The organism is Leptothoe sp. LEGE 181152, from assembly GCF_032906605.1.
Taxonomy (GTDB): Bacteria; Cyanobacteriota; Cyanobacteriia; order Phormidesmidales; family Phormidesmidaceae; genus Leptothoe; species Leptothoe turfae.
Window position 1 is genome coordinate 127,375 of sequence record NZ_JASATU010000032.1, and the last position, 20,539, is coordinate 147,913.

The 20,539-nt window shown below is 47.7% G+C and carries 16 protein-coding genes; 4 read left to right on the plus strand and 12 right to left on the minus strand.

The window, feature by feature from the left end; translation table 11 throughout:
* Nucleotides 1-95 precede the first annotated feature (95 nt).
* Both dnaK and grpE read right to left on the minus strand, forming a co-directional pair.
* The gene (gene dnaK, locus QGP82_RS17770; RefSeq protein WP_163662723.1) at nt 96-2,108 is read right to left on the minus strand and encodes a molecular chaperone DnaK; all 2,013 of its coding nucleotides are present in this window, start codon (nt 2,106-2,108) and stop codon (nt 96-98) included.
* Between the two features lie 438 nt (nt 2,109-2,546).
* Complete coding sequence (gene grpE, locus QGP82_RS17775) at nt 2,547-3,248, minus strand: nucleotide exchange factor GrpE (RefSeq protein ID WP_250564885.1); 702 nt, start codon at nt 3,246-3,248, stop codon at nt 2,547-2,549.
* A 458-nt stretch (nt 3,249-3,706) separates the two neighbouring features.
* Between grpE and QGP82_RS17780 the strand changes: the two genes are divergently transcribed.
* From QGP82_RS17780 to QGP82_RS17790, 3 genes are all read left to right on the plus strand, one after another.
* Nucleotides 3,707-5,719 carry a GspE/PulE family protein gene (locus tag QGP82_RS17780; RefSeq protein ID WP_163662725.1) on the plus strand — a complete coding sequence of 671 codons (2,013 nt, stop codon included), beginning with the start codon at nt 3,707-3,709 and terminating at the stop codon, nt 5,717-5,719.
* A gap of 143 nt (nt 5,720-5,862) precedes the next feature.
* A complete protein-coding gene (locus QGP82_RS17785; RefSeq protein WP_163662728.1) occupies nt 5,863-7,014 on the plus strand; it encodes a type IV pilus twitching motility protein PilT in 1,152 nt (383 codons plus the stop codon).
* 124 nt (nt 7,015-7,138) lie between these two features.
* Nucleotides 7,139-8,359, plus strand: coding sequence for a type II secretion system F family protein (locus QGP82_RS17790; RefSeq protein ID WP_006516386.1), 1,221 nt, complete (start codon nt 7,139-7,141; stop codon nt 8,357-8,359).
* A gap of 111 nt (nt 8,360-8,470) precedes the next feature.
* On the opposite strand, the gene QGP82_RS17795 is transcribed toward QGP82_RS17790, so the two are convergent.
* From QGP82_RS17795 to QGP82_RS17815, 5 genes are all read right to left on the minus strand, one after another.
* Entirely contained in the window at nt 8,471-10,219 is a 1,749-nt protein-coding gene (locus QGP82_RS17795) for an ABC transporter ATP-binding protein (RefSeq protein ID WP_163662729.1), read from the minus strand.
* A 117-nt stretch (nt 10,220-10,336) separates the two neighbouring features.
* Nucleotides 10,337-11,431 (minus strand): YdcF family protein, encoded by a 1,095-nt coding sequence (locus tag QGP82_RS17800; RefSeq protein WP_163662731.1) that lies wholly within the window; start codon nt 11,429-11,431, stop codon nt 10,337-10,339.
* 307 nt (nt 11,432-11,738) lie between these two features.
* Nucleotides 11,739-12,692: a DUF1517 domain-containing protein gene (locus tag QGP82_RS17805; protein ID WP_499060536.1), complete on the minus strand. Its 954-nt coding sequence runs from the start codon at nt 12,690-12,692 to the stop codon at nt 11,739-11,741.
* 210 nt (nt 12,693-12,902) lie between these two features.
* The gene (gene thiS, locus QGP82_RS17810) at nt 12,903-13,130 is read right to left on the minus strand and encodes a sulfur carrier protein ThiS (protein ID WP_490793624.1); all 228 of its coding nucleotides are present in this window, start codon (nt 13,128-13,130) and stop codon (nt 12,903-12,905) included.
* A gap of 21 nt (nt 13,131-13,151) precedes the next feature.
* Entirely contained in the window at nt 13,152-14,189 is a 1,038-nt protein-coding gene (locus QGP82_RS17815; protein WP_250565677.1) for a thiamine phosphate synthase, read from the minus strand.
* 313 nt (nt 14,190-14,502) lie between these two features.
* On the opposite strand from QGP82_RS17815, the gene QGP82_RS17820 reads away from it, so the two are divergent.
* The gene (locus tag QGP82_RS17820; RefSeq protein ID WP_499060537.1) at nt 14,503-16,440 is read left to right on the plus strand and encodes a DUF1565 domain-containing protein; all 1,938 of its coding nucleotides are present in this window, start codon (nt 14,503-14,505) and stop codon (nt 16,438-16,440) included.
* Between the two features lie 9 nt (nt 16,441-16,449).
* Here the strand turns inward: QGP82_RS17820 and QGP82_RS17825 are convergent, their stop codons facing one another.
* The 5 genes from QGP82_RS17825 to QGP82_RS17845 all read right to left on the minus strand — a co-directional run bounded on the left by QGP82_RS17825 (nt 16,450) and on the right by QGP82_RS17845 (nt 20,520).
* Nucleotides 16,450-18,207: a serine/threonine-protein kinase gene (locus tag QGP82_RS17825; RefSeq protein ID WP_499060538.1), complete on the minus strand. Its 1,758-nt coding sequence runs from the start codon at nt 18,205-18,207 to the stop codon at nt 16,450-16,452.
* A gap of 37 nt (nt 18,208-18,244) precedes the next feature.
* Entirely contained in the window at nt 18,245-18,910 is a 666-nt protein-coding gene (locus QGP82_RS17830) for a V4R domain-containing protein (protein WP_006516394.1), read from the minus strand.
* A gap of 87 nt (nt 18,911-18,997) precedes the next feature.
* Entirely contained in the window at nt 18,998-19,492 is a 495-nt protein-coding gene (locus tag QGP82_RS17835) for a bilin-binding protein (protein ID WP_163662744.1), read from the minus strand.
* A gap of 57 nt (nt 19,493-19,549) precedes the next feature.
* Nucleotides 19,550-19,840, minus strand: coding sequence for a hypothetical protein (locus QGP82_RS17840; protein WP_163662747.1), 291 nt, complete (start codon nt 19,838-19,840; stop codon nt 19,550-19,552).
* Nucleotides 19,840-20,520, minus strand: coding sequence for a V4R domain-containing protein (locus QGP82_RS17845; protein ID WP_163662750.1), 681 nt, complete (start codon nt 20,518-20,520; stop codon nt 19,840-19,842). Before QGP82_RS17845 ends, QGP82_RS17840 begins: the two co-directional genes overlap by 1 nt.
* Nucleotides 20,521-20,539: the final 19 nt, after the last annotated feature.

Sequence of the window (20,539 nt, forward strand, 5' to 3'; positions counted from 1 at the left end):
TAGCTTAACAACGACAACTGGAAACCTATCCAACTATTCTACGTAAGCACGGCACATTACTGATTCGCAATTCCCGTACTCTAATCATTCGGTTACTATTCAATCGCTTCGTAATCCGCCGTAATAGTTGCATCCAAATCAAACTCCGGATCATCAGCCAACAGATCTATAGCTTCAGGAGTGGCTACTGACGCAGGTTCTTCTACTGGAGTCGCTTCGGCACCAATGGGCTCAACAGGCTCAGATGTGGACATATCTGGAGTCGTCTCATCCATCGCAATATCATAGTTATCTTCATTCACCTGGCGATACATCTCAGCACCGATTGCAAAAATAGTTTGTTGCAATGCATCTAGTGCTGATTGAAGTTCTTCAGGCGTAATGTCCTTATTATGCAGGGCAGCCCGCAATGCAACCTCAGACTCCTGAGCTTGAGCTTTACGCTCTTCACTGATCCACTCAGCGTTCTCCCGCATCGTCGACTCATAGCTATAGAAGAGGGTGTCAGCCTTATTCTTCATTTCAGCAACGATCTTGCGACGAGCATCTTCGTCCGCGTAGGCTTCAGCCTCCTCGCGCATCTTATCAATTTCACTAGACGTTAGACCGCCTGTGTTAGTAATACGAATGCTCTGCGCCCGACCAGTGCCTTTATCCTTAGCAGCTACTTGCAGAATACCGTCAGCATCAATTTCAAAGGAAACTTCAATTTGAGGTATCCCCCTAGGTGCAGGTGGAATACCTGTCAGCTCAAATCGGCCAAGACTCTTATTATCCCGAGCCATCGCCCGCTCACCTTGCAAAGCATGGACTTCCACCGACGTTTGACCATCCGTTGCCGTTGAAAAAGTCTGCGACTTACTAGTTGGGATGGTAGTATTTCGCTCAATTACTTTAGTAAACACCTCACCTAAGGTTTCAATCCCTAGCGATAGGGGAGTCACGTCCAATAGCAATAAGTCCTTGACCTCACCTCCTAGCACACCCGCCTGAATAGACGCGCCTAAGGCCACTGCTTCATCTGGATTCACAGAGCGATCAGGTGTCTTGCCGTTAAAGTAATCAGTGATAGCCTTTTGAACAGCTGGAATCCTTGTAGAGCCACCTACTAGTAGAATCCGATCAATGTCATCTGGCGTCAGCTCAGCATCCTTCAAAGCCTGTCCTACAGGTTCTAATGTTGCTGCAACCAGCGGCTTCGCCAACTCTTCAAATTTAGTGCGGGACAGCTCAGACTCCAGATGTTTAGGTCCAGCTTCATCTGCTGCAATAAAAGGCAAATTAATAGATGTTGTAGCCCGAGTCGAAAGCTCAATCTTGGCTTTCTCTGACGCTTCACGGATACGCTGTAGAGCCATACGATCCGTTGATAGATCCATCCCCTCCTGGTCACGAAACTGATCCAACAAAGCGGTGACGATACTATTGTCAAAATCGTCACCACCAAGATGATTGTTACCAGACGTGGCTTTCACTTCAAAAACGCCGTCTCCGAGCTGCAGAATGGAAACATCAAATGTGCCACCGCCCAGGTCAAACACCAAAACAGTCTGATCCTGATCTAACTTGTCAAGACCATAGGATAAGGCAGCGGCCGTTGGCTCGTTGATAATACGCAACACTTCTAGGCCAGCGATCTTCCCAGCATCCTTGGTTGCTTGGCGCTGGGCATCGGTAAAGTAAGCAGGTACTGTAATAACAGCCTGAGTAACCTCCTCACCAAGATAAGCTTCTGCATCCTGCTTCAGCTTCTGTAGAGTCATGGCAGACACTTCTTGTGGAGTGTAAGCCCTGCCGCGAATTAGAACATCCACCGTGTCATCTTTTCCGCGTACACACGTGTAAGGCACTCGGGATCTCTCACTGGACGTATCTTCCCAACGACGCCCGATGAAGCGCTTAATACTGTAAACAGTATTTTCTGCATTCGTAACGGCCTGACGCTTTGCTAGCTGGCCAACCAACCGTTCTCCATTCTTGGCAAATCCAACAATGCTCGGCATAGTTCGCCCACCCTCAGTGTTAGTAATCACCTCGGGCTTGCCACCTTCTAGAACAGCAACACAGCTATTTGTAGTTCCTAAATCAATGCCAATAACTTTACCCATCTGAGAGCCTGCTTACTCCAGAAAATCACACAACTTTTTAGAAATAGACGTCCATCAACCAACCAACATTAGCTTGCACAGTAAATCCATATTTCTCTAAAAAATAAGAATTGGCAAAAACCATTCAAAGGATGCACTGAACTTATAGCAAGCATTAGCCGTATGGACTAACCGATATAGATATATGCTTTAAGTAAAAAATTGCTATATGGTTACACCCTGTTGATAACTCTCAACCACAGAAAGTATCTGCAATGAGCACATTTGGAAAACATGCTTGAGCTACTCTCCAATATAAATACAATACCCAAAACCATAAACTCTAATAAAGCACCTTGATATTCAAGAAAGCTTCATAACCGAGCTAGCTTTAAGAACTAGCTCAGCTATGTTTTGAGCAAGTATTTTTTACCTTCAATAGAGTTCGGAAGTTCGGAGTTATTCCTCTAAAGGAGTAGCAACTTTGACCATGGCATGACGCAAAACTCGCTCCCCTAAAACATATCCCCTTACTAATTCTTCAATAACTGTACCTTCAGCATGCTCATCTGTCGGTTCACGCATTACAGCTTCATGTAGATTAGGGTCAAATTCTTTACCCTCTGCTCGCATTGGAGCCACACCGATACGCTTAAGAGCTTCCACCAGTTGCTTATAAACACTCTGATAGCTCTTATGAACAGCCATTTCACCGTCATTTTGAGGCTTAATTTGAGCCCGAGCCCGCTCAAAGTTATCCACAACCTCTAACATATTGCTAATGGTATTGCACTTGATTTGAAGTTCAAGGTCTTCTTTCTCACGGCTCGTACGCTTACGAAAGTTTTCGAAATCAGCTGTCAGCCTTAAATATTGACTACTCCTATCCTCCAATTGCACTTTTAGCTGTGCTACTTGGTCTTCCAAATTAGAGATAGCAGCCAAATCATCTGGAGAAGCATCCGCCCCCTTAGCCGCTACATCATTGGAGGCAACCTCAGGCAACTCATTCTCAAAATCTATATCTATATCAGCGTCTTCAACCTTAAGCTCTTCAATATTTTCATCCACCTCATTGATCACATCAGAGGCTTCATCCTCTTCCATAGAATTACTTTCCGCTGGATTAACGTTTTCTGCCGGATTAACGTCCTCTACCATCGTTTAACCTCATCAATAACAGAACATAGGGGGTAACCATTGCCTTAGACGCTGATATTTTAAGCGAGTTGCGCCACGCTAAGACCCCGTTTATGTAAGGATCCAGATCAAAAACCACGTTTCTAGCCTAGAAAGCCCAACACCACCCTGGTCTGTAGTCTCTATACAATCACCTTAGACGTATCACAATAGTGCATTTTGCAACGTAATGACTACATAAAATTAGGGCAGGCATCACATATATTTTCGATTGCCATATTCATTTTCAACTCACAATGCCAGTATTGCGGCTAGCTGGATGCTATTGTTCAAGCTATTATCGGGAAATGAAGCAGCGTTGTACGATACGCTGCAACGTTTGGGAGCATCCTGAATTTACAGGATAAAGCCCCCGATTGTAGCTGTCTACAGAAAAGCGTTTTGTGGGCAACCTTCTGTAAGGATTTTCTGCGGCGACTATGACCAATTCCTCATCATCATCTCGGAAAGCGCTTGTTCTACAAAGAAGCTTTTCACCATTTAGCAACCAGCTAATTCAAGCGGGTTACGTTGATACTGACCAAATGCAACAGGCATTGGTTGAAAGTCGAAAGTCAGGACGCTCGTTAACTGATGTATTAGAGTCACTGACTGGTCAGCAGCTGAGTCCAGAACTCCTACGACAGTATAAGAAACAACAGCTATTCGAACTTAAGATCCTCTACGGGGTAGAGTCACTAGATCCAGAGCTTGAAAGTGTATCTGATACAAAAGTTGGCAATTTAATTGACAGTTTAATTCCCGTTGATATCTGTCGCCGCCATCGTTTACTACCGCTTTCTCAAACCACCCAAGATGATATTTCCACGGTACTCGTGGCCATGGTGGATCCAGAGAATTTAGAGGCTCAGGATGATCTCAATCGCATCTTACGCCCGAAAAATCTAAAGTTACGCCGCATGGTTATCACCGTTGAAGACTATCAACGGATGATTTCGGCATATTTAGATGATCAAGTTGCCAAAGAAAAGCAACGAGATTTTGAACAGGCTGTAGATGTCAACTCAAATTTAGAGGATTTAGACCTTGATGATGCCGGACTTGAAGATGCCCTGGATGAAGAAGCTGATTTAAGCACAGCAGTTCAGGATGCAGGTGCAGCTCCTGTTATTGCATTAGTTAATAAAATATTAGTTAAGGCTCTCCAAGAAGGGGCTTCTGATATTCACGTCGAGCCGCAGGAAGACTTTTTACGTATTCGGTTTCGCCGTGATGGGGTTCTACGTCAGGCTTTTCAAAAATTTCCTAAAAAGATTATCCCAGCGGTTACAGCCCGTTTAAAAATCATTTCTGAGCTAGATATTGCAGAGCGACGTATTCCCCAGGATGGTCGGATTCGGCGAGTATTCCAAGGACGTAAAGTTGACTTTCGGGTTAGCACTATTCCTAGTCGCTATGGTGAGAAAGTCGTTTTACGAATTCTAGATAATACCAATACCCAGCTTGGTTTGGATAAGCTGATCACGGATGATGAAACTCTGAGCATCGTTCGGGAGATGACCAATTCCCCCTATGGGTTGATTCTAGTAACGGGACCCACAGGTTCAGGTAAGACGACGACCCTTTATTCAGTCCTGGCAGAGCGGAATGATCCCAGCATCAATATAAGTACTGCGGAAGATCCAATTGAATATGCTCTACCAGGCATTACTCAGGTACAAGTTATTCGTGAAAAAGGCATCGACTTTCCACTGCTTTTGCGGGCATTTCTACGGCAAGACCCCGATGTCATTCTAGTGGGTGAGACCCGTGATACCGAAACAGCTAAAACAGCCATTGAAGCAGCACTCACCGGCCACCTTGTATTAACGACCTTGCATACCAACGATGCAGCAGGTGCCATTTCCCGTCTAAATGAAATGGAGGTGGAAGCTTTCCAAGTATCCAGTTCATTAGTGGGTGTGCTGGCACAGCGTCTGGTACGGCGAGTATGCACCGATTGCAGAATAGCCTATACCCCCAGTAGTGAAGAGCTGGCCCGCTTTGGCCTTAGTTCTTCTAGCGGTGACATTAAGTTTTATCGAGCCCATACGGTTTCTCCAGAGCAAGCTGAAACGGCTAACAATACCGGTGCGCTTTGCCAAACTTGTCAGGGTTCAGGCTATAAGGGCCGAGTAGGTGTGTATGAGGTTATGCGTATAACCGAAGGCTTGCAGAAAATGATTTCTGATGGGGCACCTGCAGAACATATTAAGGAGGCTGCCGTCGAAGAAGGAATGCAAACCTTGCTGTCTTACAGTCTTAATCTTGTGGAGCAAGGCTACACAACATTAGAAGAAGTAGAACGCGTGACATTCACCGATACAGGCTTGGAGGCCGAGCTCAAGGCCAGACGTAAGAGTGTTTTAAGCTGTTCCACCTGTGGTGCCGAACTACACCACGACTGGTTGGATTGTCCTTATTGTCTAACACCGCGCTTCCAAACTAGTTAACTAAGCTAACTAGATGTAATTCATAAGGTTGAAATGGGTACAATCATCTCCATTACTTATGTTGAGCTCTGCTGACCAGCTTCTCTATTTCCTTTATTTCTCTGCTTATAACGATTTTGTAGATATCTACCTGAGGTGGCCCTATGGAAATGATGATCGAAGACTTGATGGAAGAGGTGGTTGAGCGAGGCGGATCTGACCTTCACCTTTCAGCAGGTTTGCCCCCATACATTCGGGTTAGTGGTCACCTCACCCCAACTGAACATCCACCGCTGACACCTGAACAGTGTCAACGACTGATTTTCAGCATGCTCAATAATACCCAACGGAAACACCTAGAGCAGACTTGGGAGCTAGATTGTTCCTACGGTGTTAAAGGCTTAGCGCGTTTTCGGGTCAATGTTTATAAGGACAGAGGCACCTATGCCGCCTGTTTAAGAGCGCTGAGTTCTAAAATTCCAAGTGCTGATTTACTAGGTCTCCCCAATATCGTAATTGAGTTAGCTCGAAAGCCCCGGGGGTTGATTTTGGTGACTGGGCCAACGGGGTCGGGCAAGTCGACCACATTGGCTTCAATGATCAATGATATTAATCATTCCAGGGCTGAGCATATTCTGACAGTCGAGGACCCGATTGAATTTGTCTATGAGCCCATTAAGAGTTTGATTCATCAACGCCAGATTGGTGAAGATACTAAGAGTTTTGCTAACGCACTTAGGGCAGCGCTACGGGAAGATCCTGATGTCATCCTGGTGGGTGAGATGCGGGATTTAGAAACGATCTCCCTGGCAATTTCAGCGGCAGAAACAGGGCACCTTGTTTTTGGTACCTTACACACAAGTTCTGCGGCGCAAACTGTAGATCGAATGATTGATGTGTTTCCACCGGGACAGCAACAGCAAGTACGTGTACAGCTTTCTAATTCTCTGGTTGCTGTTCTCAGTCAGACCCTTGTTCCTAAAGCAAATCCCAAGCCTGGTGAGTTTGGTCGTGTAATGGCTCAAGAGATTATGGTGGTCACCCCAGCGATTTCTAACTTGATCCGAGAAGGTAAAACCGCTCAAATTTATGGTGCTATTCAAACTGGCGGTAAGCTGGGCATGCAGACGTTAGAGATGGTTTTAGCGGATTTGCATAAAGCTGGCACGATTAGCTTTGAAAGTGCCATAGGCAAATCGTCCCGAGCTGACGAATTACAACGCTTGATCAATGCAGGTGGTGCTGGTACCACTAGTGGTACCGGTACTCCCAGGAATCAACAGCGTGGTCGTTCTGCTACTGGTGCACGCCGTTAGTTAAAGGTTGATGTCTGATTTACCAACTCCTTACTAGTTAACGTTGGGGGTTGCCTAAAAATCAGGCAACGCTGTATAAAGCCTTCCATAACTTATAAGCCTAAAATTTGCAGAGGTAAAATCCATGCCTACCTATGTTGCTACAGGTCGAGACACCACAGGTCGTACACGACGTGAGAAGGTTGTTGCTGATTCGCCTGGTGAAGCTCGCACCATGCTTAAGGAGCGTGGAGTTTATATTCAGAGCATTAAGCAAGATCGAGGCTTGAATTTAAATTGGGAGGATATGAAAACCTCTCTAGTTCAGGTTTCGGTTAAGGATAAGGCTGTTTTTTCGCGTCAGTTTGCGGCTCTAGTCAATGCTGGGGTTGGCCTAGTCAGAGGCATTGGAATTTTGGGTGAGCAATGCCCTAACCCCAAGTTAAAGAAAGCCCTGCTGGAGATCAACTCTGATGTCCAACAGGGAAACAACTTATCTGACTCGATGCGCAAGCATCCAGCTAGCTTTGATCTGCTCTATGTGAGCATGGTTCAGGCAGGAGAGGTCGGTGGTGTGCTGGATGAGGTTCTCAATCGTCTGGCAAAGCTTTTGGAGGATCTAAATCGCTTACAGAACCAGATTAAGTCTGCTATGGCTTATCCAGTAACGGTAGGGGTTCTAGCGGTCACCATCTTTATTGGTATGACGGTCTTCCTGTTGCCCATCTTTGAAGAGATCTTTATTGAGCTTGGGGCAGAGCTGCCAGCTTTTACGCAGTTTATGATCAACATAAGCCGATTTCTGCGTAATCCTCTCCTGGTTTTGTTAACGATTGCAGCCCTAGTGATTGCTGGAATTGCGTACAGACAGTACTACAAAACCCGCGCTGGCCGGGAAACAATGGATCGTCTGTTCTTGAAGCTGCCTCTATTTGGTGATTTAGTTCAAAAGTCAGCAACTGCAAGATTCTGCCGCACATTTGGCTCACTTTCGCGCTCAGGTGTTCCCATTTTGACAGCCTTAGAAATTGTTCGAGATACCTCTGGCAACCAGGTGATTGCCAATGCAATTGAAGAGGCTCGTTCAGAGATTCAGACAGGGGGCATGATCAGCCTGGCTTTACAAAGACACCAAGTCTTTCCTGTTATGGCCATTCAGATGATTAGCATTGGTGAGGAAACAGGTGAATTAGACCAAATGCTGATGAAAGTCGCAGACTTTTATGAGGATGAGGTTGAACAAGCCGTTAAAGCCTTAACCAGCATTATGGAACCCATTATGATTATTTTTCTGGGGGGTATGGTTGGTTCAATCTTGGTGGCTATGTATTTGCCGATCTTTGCACTGCCCGGCGCAATTAGCTAATGAAGCCTGAATTAGCCCCAGTTTGAATGAGTTGGACAATGGCAAATAGTAATTCAATTTTGCACCCATGGATGTTTAGCTGTAGCTAAACATCCATGGGTTTTATAAGCACTATTGGAGTACTTCTTTAAGTTTGTGCTGATTCCAAAGTTGCTGATATAAACCAGAACGCCGGACTAAACTATCGTGGCTGCCTGTCTGAACGATGCGACCTTGATCCATTACGATAATGCGATCGCAATTTGCCGCAGCTGACATCTGGTGAGTAATAAAAATCACCGTCTTGCGCTGGGTACCGTGGGATAAATTATCCAAAATTTGAGTTGCCGTTTGGTTGTCAACACTAGACAAGGCATCATCAAGTACCAAAATAGGAGCATCCACCAGCAGTGCCCTTCCCAACGCCGTTCGCTGTCGCTGACCTCCAGACAACGTAATCCCGCGCTCACCCACAACGGTGTCATATTGGTTAGGAAAATTGGCAATCTCGTTCCGAATCTGAGCGAGTTTTGCCGCTTGCTCAATCTCAGGCATTTCTGCCAACGGCACCCCATAGCGCAAGTTATTTTTAATTTTGGTACTGAATAAAAAACTGTCTTGGGGAACAAAAGCAATTGCCCGTCGCAGATCTGGCAGAGCTACCTGGGTCACATCGTAATCATCTATAAACAGGTGCCCTTCCGGAATTTCTAAAATCCGGGGTAGGGTTTTGGCCAGTGTAGATTTACCCGAACCAATGGGGCCCACTAAAGCAACGGTCTCCCCAGGCTCGATAGAAAACGAAATATCCTGAATCGCTGGCGTATCAGTGCCAGGATATGCATAAGTCAACCCTTGAGCCTGTAATCGGCCAGATACTTCACCCACAGGCAAAGATGATGCCTTGGCAACGCTCGCCACCCTCGGCTGAGCCGCAAAAATTGCCTCAATGCGGTCAACACTAACCTCACCCCGCTGATAGGACGTAATCGTAAATCCGAGCAGAGCGGTTGGAAAAACCAGGTTATTGACGTAAAGCAAAAGGGTGACAAAATCGCCTACAGCCAACGTGCCTGCAGCAATGCTGCGAGCCCCCACCGCTAAAATAATGGCCAAACTTAGGCTAGCTAAACCTCCCAGCAACGGAAAGAGCGTATTACGGGTACGAGCCAGGGATAAATTAGCCTCCAGTACTTCATCATTACGCTGAGCAAACGCTTGTTGCTCGTTTGTCTCCTGAGCGTAGATTTTGATCAATCCAATGCCACTCATATCCTCTTGAATCAGGGTGCTCAGGTCAGACAGTGACTGTTGAACATCCAACTGTTCTTGCCGCAGACGATTGCTAAAGGAGCCCACCAATAGCATCATGACCGGATAAATAGCCAACGCCACCAACGTTAAACGCACACTGATACGCAGCATCGCTGGCACAGTAAAGCTATAAGCAAATAGGATATTCGCCAAGCTAAGTACGGCAAACCCTAATAACCGGCGAATATTATCCACGTCACTGGTGGCTCTGTTGATCAGATCACCAATGGTATTTTCTGCAAAATAGGCAGGCTCTAACGACAGCAAATGCTCAAAAATGCGCTGTTTAAGATCGAACTCAACCTTACGCCCCACACCAAAGATCAGCACTCGTGACGCCATACGTATTACCCACATGACCGTGGCTAATACCAAAATCAACAGCACATAGCGCAAAATAGTGCCCTGGCTAAAGGCAATTTTGAGGCGCTCAACTGCATCACCAATAATTAAGGGAATCCATACGCTCAGGATATTAACCACCAAGAGGGTTGAAATACCCACGAAAAGATGTCGACGATGTGGTTGAAGATAGCTGGTTAGATACTGCAGCCTAGACTTTGCCATAAAAGTACTCGAAACGCTTCTGCAGCCATCGCTGCTTCACTATCGTAGTACCCTAAAGCCCAGCTTGCCTTTTAGTACAAGCTGAGCGGTGATGACCCTAAGCAGTGATGGCTTATATTAGAGTTCGATATTAGAGTCCCAACCAAAGTCGAAGTCAGGGAGCCAACCCCGTAGAAAATAGTAGGTGGATGTCAGCACCTCATCCCAATAGCGGGATGTTAGCTGTAGGGCATCTACATTAGGAATGATGTCAGGCAATCGGGAAAACGTATCATTCCCGGACCATGTATTGACTGAGTAAAAATCTGTCGGCTTAGCAATGACCTGCATATCCATATTCTCAAAGGTCAATGCCGAGCGTGTCATCGTCATGGCTGGAGCCACCAGCATAATCCGTGGATCGGTCGGCTCATTGCGATTATTTCTCGCCGGTAGTACCTGCTGATTACGCAAAAATCGATCTACCCTATCAGCTGTGCCATGGACGTTCAAACCAGTGGACTCAAAACGAATATTTTCTCCAGGCACTCCATTATTAACCAGAACCGTTCTAATATTCTGGCGCTTGACCTGACTAGCTTCACCACTTCCACCGGGGTCAGCGGTCACAATTACAAACGGATCGGCACCTGCTTGACGAGCCTCATTATAAAGTTGAGATCCATAAATTAAGCGGGGTACCAGCGTTGAGTTATATGCTTGATCACTCGCACTTTGAAAGGCAACGGCTCCTTGCGAATCTCCAGCATCATTACCCAGCACCACAATCGCCCCTGTCCGGTCTAATCGCGGTCCTTCTAAACCGGCAGGACAAACCTCAGCACACTGGGCCGCTCTTGCAGCAAATGCCTGCTGCACTTCTAGCTCTGAGCGGGCAACGATGAAGCGACTAAAAATCGGCAGGCTGGTAATGACCAAAATAGCCAAGGCCGCTGCCACCTGCTGCCCTTTTACTTTTCCCACACCGTCACTGATTGCAGATCCCAACAGCAAAATTGTTGCCCCGAGAGGCGTCAATGGCAATGAGAGCAGCCGCCAAATAGTTCCAATTGTTTCATCATTGGGATCTGCAAAGGAGGCAACAATCAGAATCAGAACAATTACTCCGCCAAACCAAGTCAGGTACTGTTTTGGAATGATTTTAGTCAGAATGTACCAAACTAAGAGTCCAAGAGTGGCCCAAAGTAAAACACGGGTAAGCAGAACAAGCATGGGAACCTTCTAAAAAACAGGCGCAAGGGAGATTGTTCAAAAGTTAAGCACATTAGTTCATTTTCGGCTACCGGGTCGGCCCCTCAAGCCGGAACCACTATACCCGGATCTGTACTTAGATAGGCTCGAAAGTGAAAAACATTTGTCAAAACAATAGGACATCAAGGTAATCGTCAAAACAAAATTTCACGTATGCAGGGCCTAAGTCACCCAATAAAAAAGGGTCCAATAAAAAACGGGAGCCCAAAAGATGGACTCCCGTTTAAGCATCGCTAATCAATGTCGCTACAACTGATCAGTTACAGTCCTAAACCAACTTCAAATTTGGATATTGGGCAATAACCTCATCATTCGTTAAGGTTTCACCACTGGCCTGGGGCGTCCACATTACCTCAACCGCCACGAGTTCATCACTCGGAATCGCCCCAACTTGGTTTAAGGCTTTGTGCAAGTCTTGCTCGGAATTCACGTTAGGCAGCGTCAACTTACCTTGGGCAGCAACAATCATGGTTGCAATAATGTATTCACCACTCTGTAAATTGCCGTCAGCGTCGGGCAACGTAGCGCTATTACCACCAGAGATTTGATTATTAACGTTAGAAACTGCTTCATGGCTGAACTTACTTCGCTCCATCAGCGCCAAGCGATTAAATTCCACCTCAGCAGACGTTAGCTTGGTTTGGACGGTTTCAGTATCTGCATAGGCCCAGTATTCGGGATGACGTAGCAGCGACAGCGTACTTTCTTGTAGTACTTTGCTCAGCCCAGCCGATGAGCTGGTGTCTGAGGAGGTTGCTAAGCGGTTAAGGTCGTCCTGAAGGTGGCGAGCCTTGGCCAGTAATCCCACCTGTAAACGAGCGACAGAAACCGTTGGATTAGGCGTGTAAGTCTCTCCTTCGCCAAAGCCAGTGGAGCGGAAGCTGCGGACCAGGAAGGATGCGATCGCAAAAAAGATTAGCAAGCTAAATAGGCCACCGCCACCAAAACCAAACAGCGGCATCACCAGTGGAAAACCAAAGCCAAACCCGCCGCCAGGATAGTAACCACGAGACGGACCTTGATAGCTACGGGGCGACGAATACGTCCGACCAGAGGATGGACGAGCCCGAAAACTGCCGCCACCAATGCGCCCGCCAGCACGGGCCGCTAAAGCGCTATCAGCCTGAGAGAACACTAGAACCAATGCCAGGAAACAAACCAAGAACGGCTTGAGCAGTGGGCGTAACCAAGACGTAAATCGGGTTAGCTTAAATCGACTCATGATGCAGGGTATAGAAAAACGCTGAGACAGGTCTACTAAGGCTCTACTCAGGCGGGGAAACCCACCAAGGTGTAGCCCTCTTTACTTTAACGTTTTTAGTTAGACCATATGGTGAGTCAAAAGAGGCGGGATTACCGCCCCTGCGTAGCCGACCGACGACACACAAGCCTCGACGATTCTTAACACTGATTAACGAAGCCTGGTGAACGATCAGCCGCCGCCAACAATGGTCACCACCTCTAAGCGGTCATTAGTTTGCATCACAGTCGTTTCCCAAAACTGACGATGCAAAATCTCACCGTTATATTCCACAGCGACCAAACGTGGATCCATAGTCAGTTGAATCAGCAACTGGGGTAACGTCGTCCCCTCAGCACAGGACTGCGATTCACCATTGACTTGCAGCATAATGCTGGTTGCTTCAGAGCTAGTGTTCATAGGAAAGGGAGAAGGAATCTATTACTCAAAGTGCTGGTTAAAGGAACGAGTTATTTGGAGCGGGTCATCGGCTTGCATAATAGCCCGCACAATGGCGACACCGGGTGCACCAGCGTCTCGCACTAAGGCCACATTGGTGAGATCAATGCCACCGATAGCAAACCAGGGCATCGGCGCATTTTCTACAGCGTAGCGAATGTAGTCATAACCAGCCGCAGCTTTTCCAGGTTTTGTAGGTGTGGCATAGACTGGCCCAACGCCAATGTAGTCAGCGCCTTCGTCAATGGCTCTAGCCATTTCTACAGAGTTTGTGGTGGAGCGCCCCACAATGGGCAATGGTCCCAGAATGCGACGCGCTGCTGCCATGGGTAAATCTTGTTGCCCCAGATGCACGCCATCTGCCCCGACAGCTGCAGCAATATCCACTCGGTCATTCACAATAAACAACGAGTCATATTGATGACAAAGGGCTTTGATCTTGCTGGCCAACTCCAGTCGCACGTCATCATCGGCTTGCTTTTCACGATATTGAACAATATCAATCCCCCCCTTCAAAGCCGACTCCACAACATCTAGTAAACGATCATGGGGAGATGTCACGAGATAAGTGCGCGCTTTGGCCAGAAGCTGCCGCACATTATGGCCCAGCAGCTTACTTTCTAACGTGTACAGCTGATAGCGCATCTGCTTGGCACCCGTTGCCATTTCACTAGCATGGAGCTTGCCATACTCTTCTAGCACTCGCAGTGCCTCTTGAACGCGACAGCAGTTGACCTTTACCACTGTTTGCATAGTATCTCGCTGTTCTTCTTGGGGATGGCTCAGGGCCGTACCCAGGTCTCCTGGGGTGTCGCGACTTTGACGAATATCATCGCTGTGCCAACCGCCCAGGGTCTGACGCAGGTATTTAATTTGTTCTGTCAAAGTGGCATCATTTAACCCAAACCGACACCATTCTTCAATAATGCGGAGGCCTTCGCGAGCCCGGTCCAGGTTGGCATCTAGAATTCGATACAGTACTTTCTGAGACTGTTTTGCAGCAATTGGCTCAGAGTGCATAGACAAGATCAGCATGAAGGCAAAGCCTTCCCATCGTATCAGCTGTAAATTCGTTATCAGCGTAAACTAATCTGAGTTTTTGTGGTGGCCAAGCATAGAAAATCAAAGAAATCTGTCACAAGGGGGTTGACATTTTTTCACCCCCCCATCAAAATCGCTAGGCATAAACAATCTAGGCATTAACGACATCCTGCCTCACGCACCCACCGCACATTTGCAGTACTAACCATAGATTTGGGATGGTGGGCAGAGCGTCATCGCAAATAGCCGGGAGAAATAGACTCTCCGGGCAATCACGATAGTGGATTCGACGATGAACGCAACAAAACGCATAAAACAACACCTGCTGGACAGGGTAGTGCTGCTAAGCGTGGCCACCCTCATGACGGCTCTTCCAGCGCGAGCACAAGCCCAACATGGATCGACTGCACAAAACACCATCAGCATGAGTCAAGCCTCTCAAAGCTATGGTGTCTTGCACGTCAATGCAGCCACAGGCACTGATATACAAGGTGCTGGCAGTGCCGAACAACCCTATAAAACGATTACCCAAGCCTTACGGATGGCTCCCACCAACACCAGCACGGTAATCTTGCTAGCACCGGGGCACTACAGCCAAGAGTCGGGGGAACAATTTCCGTTGCGTTTACGACCAGGTATTACGATTCAGGGAAGTGCAGGTCAAACCCGCAACACAATTATTACGGGTGGAGGAGATTTCCGTGATGGCAACGGCACTCAAAATGCAACTATATTGGCGGCTGATCGATCCGGTCTTGCCAATGTCGTCATCTCTAACTCTAAGGGAAACGGTGTGTGGATTTCAGCAGGCTCACCAATTCTGCGTAGAGTCGCGCTTGTTGCTAACGCTGTTGCGGGCATTCAGATTACCCATGGTGATCCTGTCATTGAAAACAGCTATTTCAACCGTAACCAGTACGGTTTAAGCATTCAGGGAAATAGTCGTGCCCTTGTGCGAGGCAACTATTTTGAAACGACAGGCCGAGCTATCACTGTGGCCAACCCGGCGACTCCCGTTATTAACAATAATCGCATTACACGCAATGAGGTGGGAATTGCCTTAAAAAACAATGCCCGTCCTGTTTTAGAAGCTAATGTTCTGGATGACAATGGGCGCAATGGTGTGGTGGAAGTAGACACCACTACAGCCGCTATAGCTGAGAATTCTACTGATATCGTCGCCGTTAAAGTATCTGAGGTTTCCCATGAAACGAGAATACCTACGGTGTCAGTACAGGAAAGGCCAGCGGTCTTAACAAGGCCAGCATCTACCCCTAACAGCTCTGAGACTAACAGCTCTGAGACTAGCAGCTCTGAGACTAGCAGTCCTATTGATGTGCAAGCAGAAACAACAGAACTGGCACAGCCCGAAGCTGATATTCCTGCAACTGATATAGCCATCAACCAAGCTACAGCCGATTCCAATCCGGTTATAGAAGGTTTATCTGAGACTCATGAACCAGAGGATGGACTAGAGCGTGTTAATACAGCGACTCATGACAATGAAACTGATGAGACAACGGGTGCGATCGCATCTTACAGACAGCATCTAGCCATCTCATCGGCTGCCCCAGCCCCCGTCAATATTCAAGCATCCCTCACCCGCCAGGCCCCATCATCCACCCGCCAGGCCCCATCATCAGAGGACAACGAAATCGTTATTGATGTCGCTGATGAAGCCGCCCCAACTGCAACGGAGGACATTGCTGCGGCTCCAACCAAAACCAGTGCTGATGATGATGCTATCCCCATCGCCGTTATTCCAGCCAGTGCACCGAATATTAACCAAAACAATTCATCATCTGGACAGCGGGAAGGTGTTTCGCAACTGTTAACCCGACTCAATGGCAGACCTGAGCCAGCCTCATCTCCACGAGCAGAGAACAGTAGTGACCTCACTACCCCCGATGTACGCCCTGATATACCCACAGCCACAACCAATGGTGAGCGGCTGCCTGTGCCATCGATAGCCATTCCCAGTCGGAGTGGATCACTGAGCCTGACACCGCCAGGCTCAGTCGCCCTAACTGCAACGTTTCGCTATCGTGTGCTCGTAGATATGGCTGATGCAGAGAAACTTCAGAGCTTGGTCCCTGATGCTTTTCGTACACAGATGGGAAGTCAAGTATTTATGCAGGCCGGAGCCTATGTCAATGAGGCTGATGCTCAAGAGCGCTTAGAATGGCTGGAAGAGAATGGCATTGATGGACAAGTCAATTTACGCAATTAACTGAGGCATTTAAAAAATCATATCCAGATCAAATTCTTGCAGGTTTAACCTATGGAGCGCCCCGAGCCCAATCGGTTTGTTTTGCCATGTGGCCACTAGTAACTCATGGGCACTCATAGCAGTCAGTGCAGTTACCCCAGCTGGCCCCTGAATACCCCCAATGGGATAGAAATCGCGGTCAAGCAGTAACATGCGTCCTACAGTGTTGCTGAAAAGATATCCCCAGGGCAAATCCAGCATTAGCGCCGGGCAAATATCCAAAATCATGCGTGTCATGCGCAGGGGTTTGAGGGTGAGAAAGACAACGGTGTGAGGTGCATGGACATCGATAGCCATCCATTGATGGCGCTGATCTGTGGGCGTAAGCTGCTGCAGCGTGATCCCTAAATCCAGTGAGGTCAGATACATGCCTCGACGGTTCCACAACATCAGCTGGCTGCCTGAACCAGCACTACTGGCCAAAATACCGATGTGGGCCTTATCAATCGCCACTACCTGATGGATCTCAATATCTGGAGGCAAGGGCCGACGTACAGGGGTCTGAGTCGGTTCACGTAATTGGGTAATGGTCAATTGTTTGGTACTGGGACTAACCGTAGCTATCCAACGTTGATGCGGTGCCACGGCAGCCATGGCAGGCAATGGCCAATGACTCAGGGAGGTCAAACACTCAGGGGTTGCACCACGCCAAAGGGTATATGCCGTACTCACCATCAGTCCGGCTGGGGATAGATGTAGCCCTTGTACTGACGCATCGAGAATTTGCGGTGAGACGTTGAGTGACTGCTGTTGGAGAGTAGCAAGCTGTAAACCGTGGACCATCAGCATTGTGGACTCGACAGCTGACTCATCATCCTGCGTAATGGATGCCGCTGATAGCTTTTGAAAATGGGTGACTGGTTGAGTCAGCCGATGTAGGGGATTGCCCGTGTAGGAAACGTAATCGATCTTTGGGGCGTTAAGCGACTGTCCAAGATTCAGACTAGAGGGATCTAATTGTTTGAGGTCAACCAACATTTCCGCAGCGGTTGGATAGCGGCGCGCAGGCAACTTTTCTAAGGCTTTGGCAATAATATGTTTCAGCGGTTCGCTAAGTTGGTCTGCATCAGGCACAGGCTGGTTTAAATGGGCTGATTGCAAGGCCATAGGCGTACCGGTGAAGGGGCGTTGACCTACTAGCAGCTCAAACAACATCACGCCAACTGCGTATACATCTGCTGATGGGGAGTACTGGCGATAAAAACGCTCTGGTGCCATGTAAGCCGGGGATCCCGTCTGTCCTGTGCCTTGGTGATTTTGCTGGTCTTGGGTAAGTTTGGCAATACCAAAGTCTGAGATCTTGGCTCGCCAGCGACCATCGCTGTAGCTGAGCAAAATATTCTCGGGTTTAATATCGCAGTGGATAATGCCTTGCTGATGGGCATGGGCCAGCCCCGAGAGCACATCTGACACCAGGGTGAGAATATCAGCCACGCTGAGGGGGCTGAGCATGTGCGATCGCAATGTACCACCGGCGCAATATTCCAAGACCAAACGCCGCCCATCCTCACAATGCTCTAAAGCGTGACAGGCAACTATATGGGGATGCGACAAACTCAATAAGCAGTGAAGCTCTCGCAAAAACGCATGGGTTGATAAGCTATGACGATGTAAATACTTAATGGCGACCAGTTGCCCGGTCTTGCGATGCACACCGCAATACACACGCCCAAACTGACCGTTGCCGACCAGCCCCAACAGGCGATAGCTAGACCGCTGATGGCTCATGTTCACTAAATCCCGTTATCAATCCGTTGGCACGCGACTAAGCTCCCTGGCCCACCAGTAAGCTCATAATTTCAGCGTGGGAAAGCCCTTGTTCTACACCTGCCTCTGCCAGGGCCAATCGCTCTTCGACACCCAGAACAAAACAATTTTCTTCAGCCCCCAATGACTCGCAAGCTGTTTGTACACAGTGCAACGTTTGCTCACTCAATTCACTGAAAAATGCTTGTAATGCGCCCATCTCTAGAAATCCTACAGGTCTTTCTAACTGAGGAGCATAGTCAATAAAAGCCGATGCGCGGATTTTTACCACCAAAAATCCGTCAGGTTTATAGGTATTATCCAAACTGATTTGCCCCCAACCATGGGTCACCCAACACTGCTGCAAAGCCTGTATAAACTCAGACATTGACAAACTGGATATCGAACGATTGTGGTAATCAGTTAGCTCTTCGCAAAAGCGTGTGTAAAAATTTTTCCCCCACCAGCGCCCACAGTTATATAACACCAACATTGAGGCCTGACCAGTTTCATTATCTAACCCTGAATAAATTGCCCGAATCAGGGTTTCTGGTAAAGCCAGTAGCCGATCACCACGACGATTCTCCAATAACCCCAGATCTAGGCTGCCATGCACATAGACATCACTGGCAAAGTAGTTGGACGTCAGATTAGTGTCTGCAAGTAAATCGGCGACTAATACCATTACAATGAGTCCCTCAAAGGTTCTCGTACTGAAACTACGCTTACGTGGAGAAATTTTATCATCGGCAAGTTTTTTAGAATGGAAATTCTATTCTGCCCCCTCTTCTTTTACGGCATCTTTTAAGAGCTGTTGTGCTGACTCTAGGGCTGGTTGTAGTAAAGCAAACTGGGAGTCAGTTAATAGCCTGGGCAGCTGTTGATTGAGGGATTTTTGCAGCAATACATCGATTGATTGGGTCTGATAAACCATCACCATCGTTGGCAACCATCCCTCTAAGCGACGTCGCCCTAGATGTACGTCATCCACCAGCATGCCTAAAGCGGCATAGCGCAGGATCAAGATCGTTTGTTTGATACTTTGTTCCAGTGCCCTAGTATTTTCCTTCAGCTCGGTCGGCAGCCGATCCACCAGTTCTTGAATCAGGTTAACCTCCCACTCACGCAGCTGGCGATATGCGCGGACACGATCCGTTAAGCTGCCAACATACCGGCCCAGACTACTCAACTCCTGAGGTGTCAGATAGCTCTTATCTGGTTGAAGCTCAATCTGTCGCAAAATGTGCTGGCTAGGAGGCGTTGTCATGGTGATGCTAGAGGGCAATTTTATTCAAAACTAGCGTGTTCAAAATAACCGACAGACCTAAAATAGCGCCGATAGGTCTTCTAGCGTGAGAGTAGCTTGTTCCATGGGGGCAGTCTCATCATCTTTCACTGCATCCCAATCGTCAGCAGTCGTAGCCCCCCCTGCTCCCTGCCAAGGAAATGTAGCAAAAAATTGCCCAACCGTTTCATAGGGAGTATTAGCCAGGTCTGCCTCATCCATACCAGGCATTGTCCTGCCATACCAGTTGATTTGCTGAAAAAACTCCCCAACTGAGATAATTTCCAGGGGCTGACTGCTCACTTCAGACTTGATTACATCGTTAGCCATCACAATGAATCTCCGGAACGCAGCCGGTTTTGAATATCGCTAGCTGTCGCCCCTTCATTTAGCCAAAACGCCGCCGCATCAATTCGTTCTCGGGCCCCCAATAAGAACTTACAGTAGGTTTCCCCCATGGAATAGCACTGAATTTCAATACAGCTAAGCTGTTTACGTACCATTTCAGTAAAAAAGCCAGCATATAGCCCTGCATACAGATAGCAGACGGGTTTACCCACATCCCCCAAAGTGCGTGCAACGGCTGAGTCAAAGAGGTTAATGAACATAAACCCCTGGGTGCGATCGGCCATGTCAATTTCCCAACGGCCCCAACCTTGGGCCGTAAAGGGCCACCACCAGGTTTCTAATAGAAACATAAGGTTAGCCTGCTGGGGACTAACGTTGTACTCCCGCTCAAACCACTGGTCAAAAAATAATGAGTCTTGTTTACCCCATTCCAAACCAATGGAGTACATCACAGCGGCTGAAGCGGCTCCCACTTCTTCTTCCAAGCCCTCTAACAAACCAATGATGAAATCTTCACTTGTCAGGATATTACGGCTGCCATGCCAGTCAGAAATAGTGCCCTTAGATGCATTGAACTGGAAAAAATCGGCAAACTTATAGTAATTGTGTTTATTGGGATATTGCTGACGCAACTTGTGGGCGCCAACCGATGGAATATCCATAAGACCTGCGATACATGAG

What these genes read in the sequence shown, in the direction of transcription:
- dnaK (WP_163662723.1), bottom strand. Translation starts at nt 2,108, where the DNA reads ATGGGTAAAGTTATTGGCATTGATTTAGGAACTACAAATAGCTGTGTT.
- grpE (WP_250564885.1), bottom strand. Translation starts at nt 3,248, where the DNA reads ATGGTAGAGGACGTTAATCCGGCAGAAAACGTTAATCCAGCGGAAAGT.
- QGP82_RS17780 (WP_163662725.1), top strand. Translation starts at nt 3,707, where the DNA reads ATGACCAATTCCTCATCATCATCTCGGAAAGCGCTTGTTCTACAAAGA.
- QGP82_RS17785 (WP_163662728.1), top strand. Translation starts at nt 5,863, where the DNA reads ATGGAAATGATGATCGAAGACTTGATGGAAGAGGTGGTTGAGCGAGGC.
- QGP82_RS17790 (WP_006516386.1), top strand. Translation starts at nt 7,139, where the DNA reads ATGCCTACCTATGTTGCTACAGGTCGAGACACCACAGGTCGTACACGA.
- QGP82_RS17795 (WP_163662729.1), bottom strand. Translation starts at nt 10,219, where the DNA reads ATGGCAAAGTCTAGGCTGCAGTATCTAACCAGCTATCTTCAACCACAT.
- QGP82_RS17800 (WP_163662731.1), bottom strand. Translation starts at nt 11,431, where the DNA reads ATGCTTGTTCTGCTTACCCGTGTTTTACTTTGGGCCACTCTTGGACTC.
- QGP82_RS17805 (WP_499060536.1), bottom strand. Translation starts at nt 12,692, where the DNA reads ATGAGTCGATTTAAGCTAACCCGATTTACGTCTTGGTTACGCCCACTG.
- thiS (WP_490793624.1), bottom strand. Translation starts at nt 13,130, where the DNA reads ATGAACACTAGCTCTGAAGCAACCAGCATTATGCTGCAAGTCAATGGT.
- QGP82_RS17815 (WP_250565677.1), bottom strand. Translation starts at nt 14,189, where the DNA reads ATGCACTCTGAGCCAATTGCTGCAAAACAGTCTCAGAAAGTACTGTAT.
- QGP82_RS17820 (WP_499060537.1), top strand. Translation starts at nt 14,503, where the DNA reads ATGAACGCAACAAAACGCATAAAACAACACCTGCTGGACAGGGTAGTG.
- QGP82_RS17825 (WP_499060538.1), bottom strand. Translation starts at nt 18,207, where the DNA reads ATGAGCCATCAGCGGTCTAGCTATCGCCTGTTGGGGCTGGTCGGCAAC.
- QGP82_RS17830 (WP_006516394.1), bottom strand. Translation starts at nt 18,910, where the DNA reads ATGGTATTAGTCGCCGATTTACTTGCAGACACTAATCTGACGTCCAAC.
- QGP82_RS17835 (WP_163662744.1), bottom strand. Translation starts at nt 19,492, where the DNA reads ATGACAACGCCTCCTAGCCAGCACATTTTGCGACAGATTGAGCTTCAA.
- QGP82_RS17840 (WP_163662747.1), bottom strand. Translation starts at nt 19,840, where the DNA reads ATGGCTAACGATGTAATCAAGTCTGAAGTGAGCAGTCAGCCCCTGGAA.
- QGP82_RS17845 (WP_163662750.1), bottom strand. Translation starts at nt 20,520, where the DNA reads ATGGATATTCCATCGGTTGGCGCCCACAAGTTGCGTCAGCAATATCCC.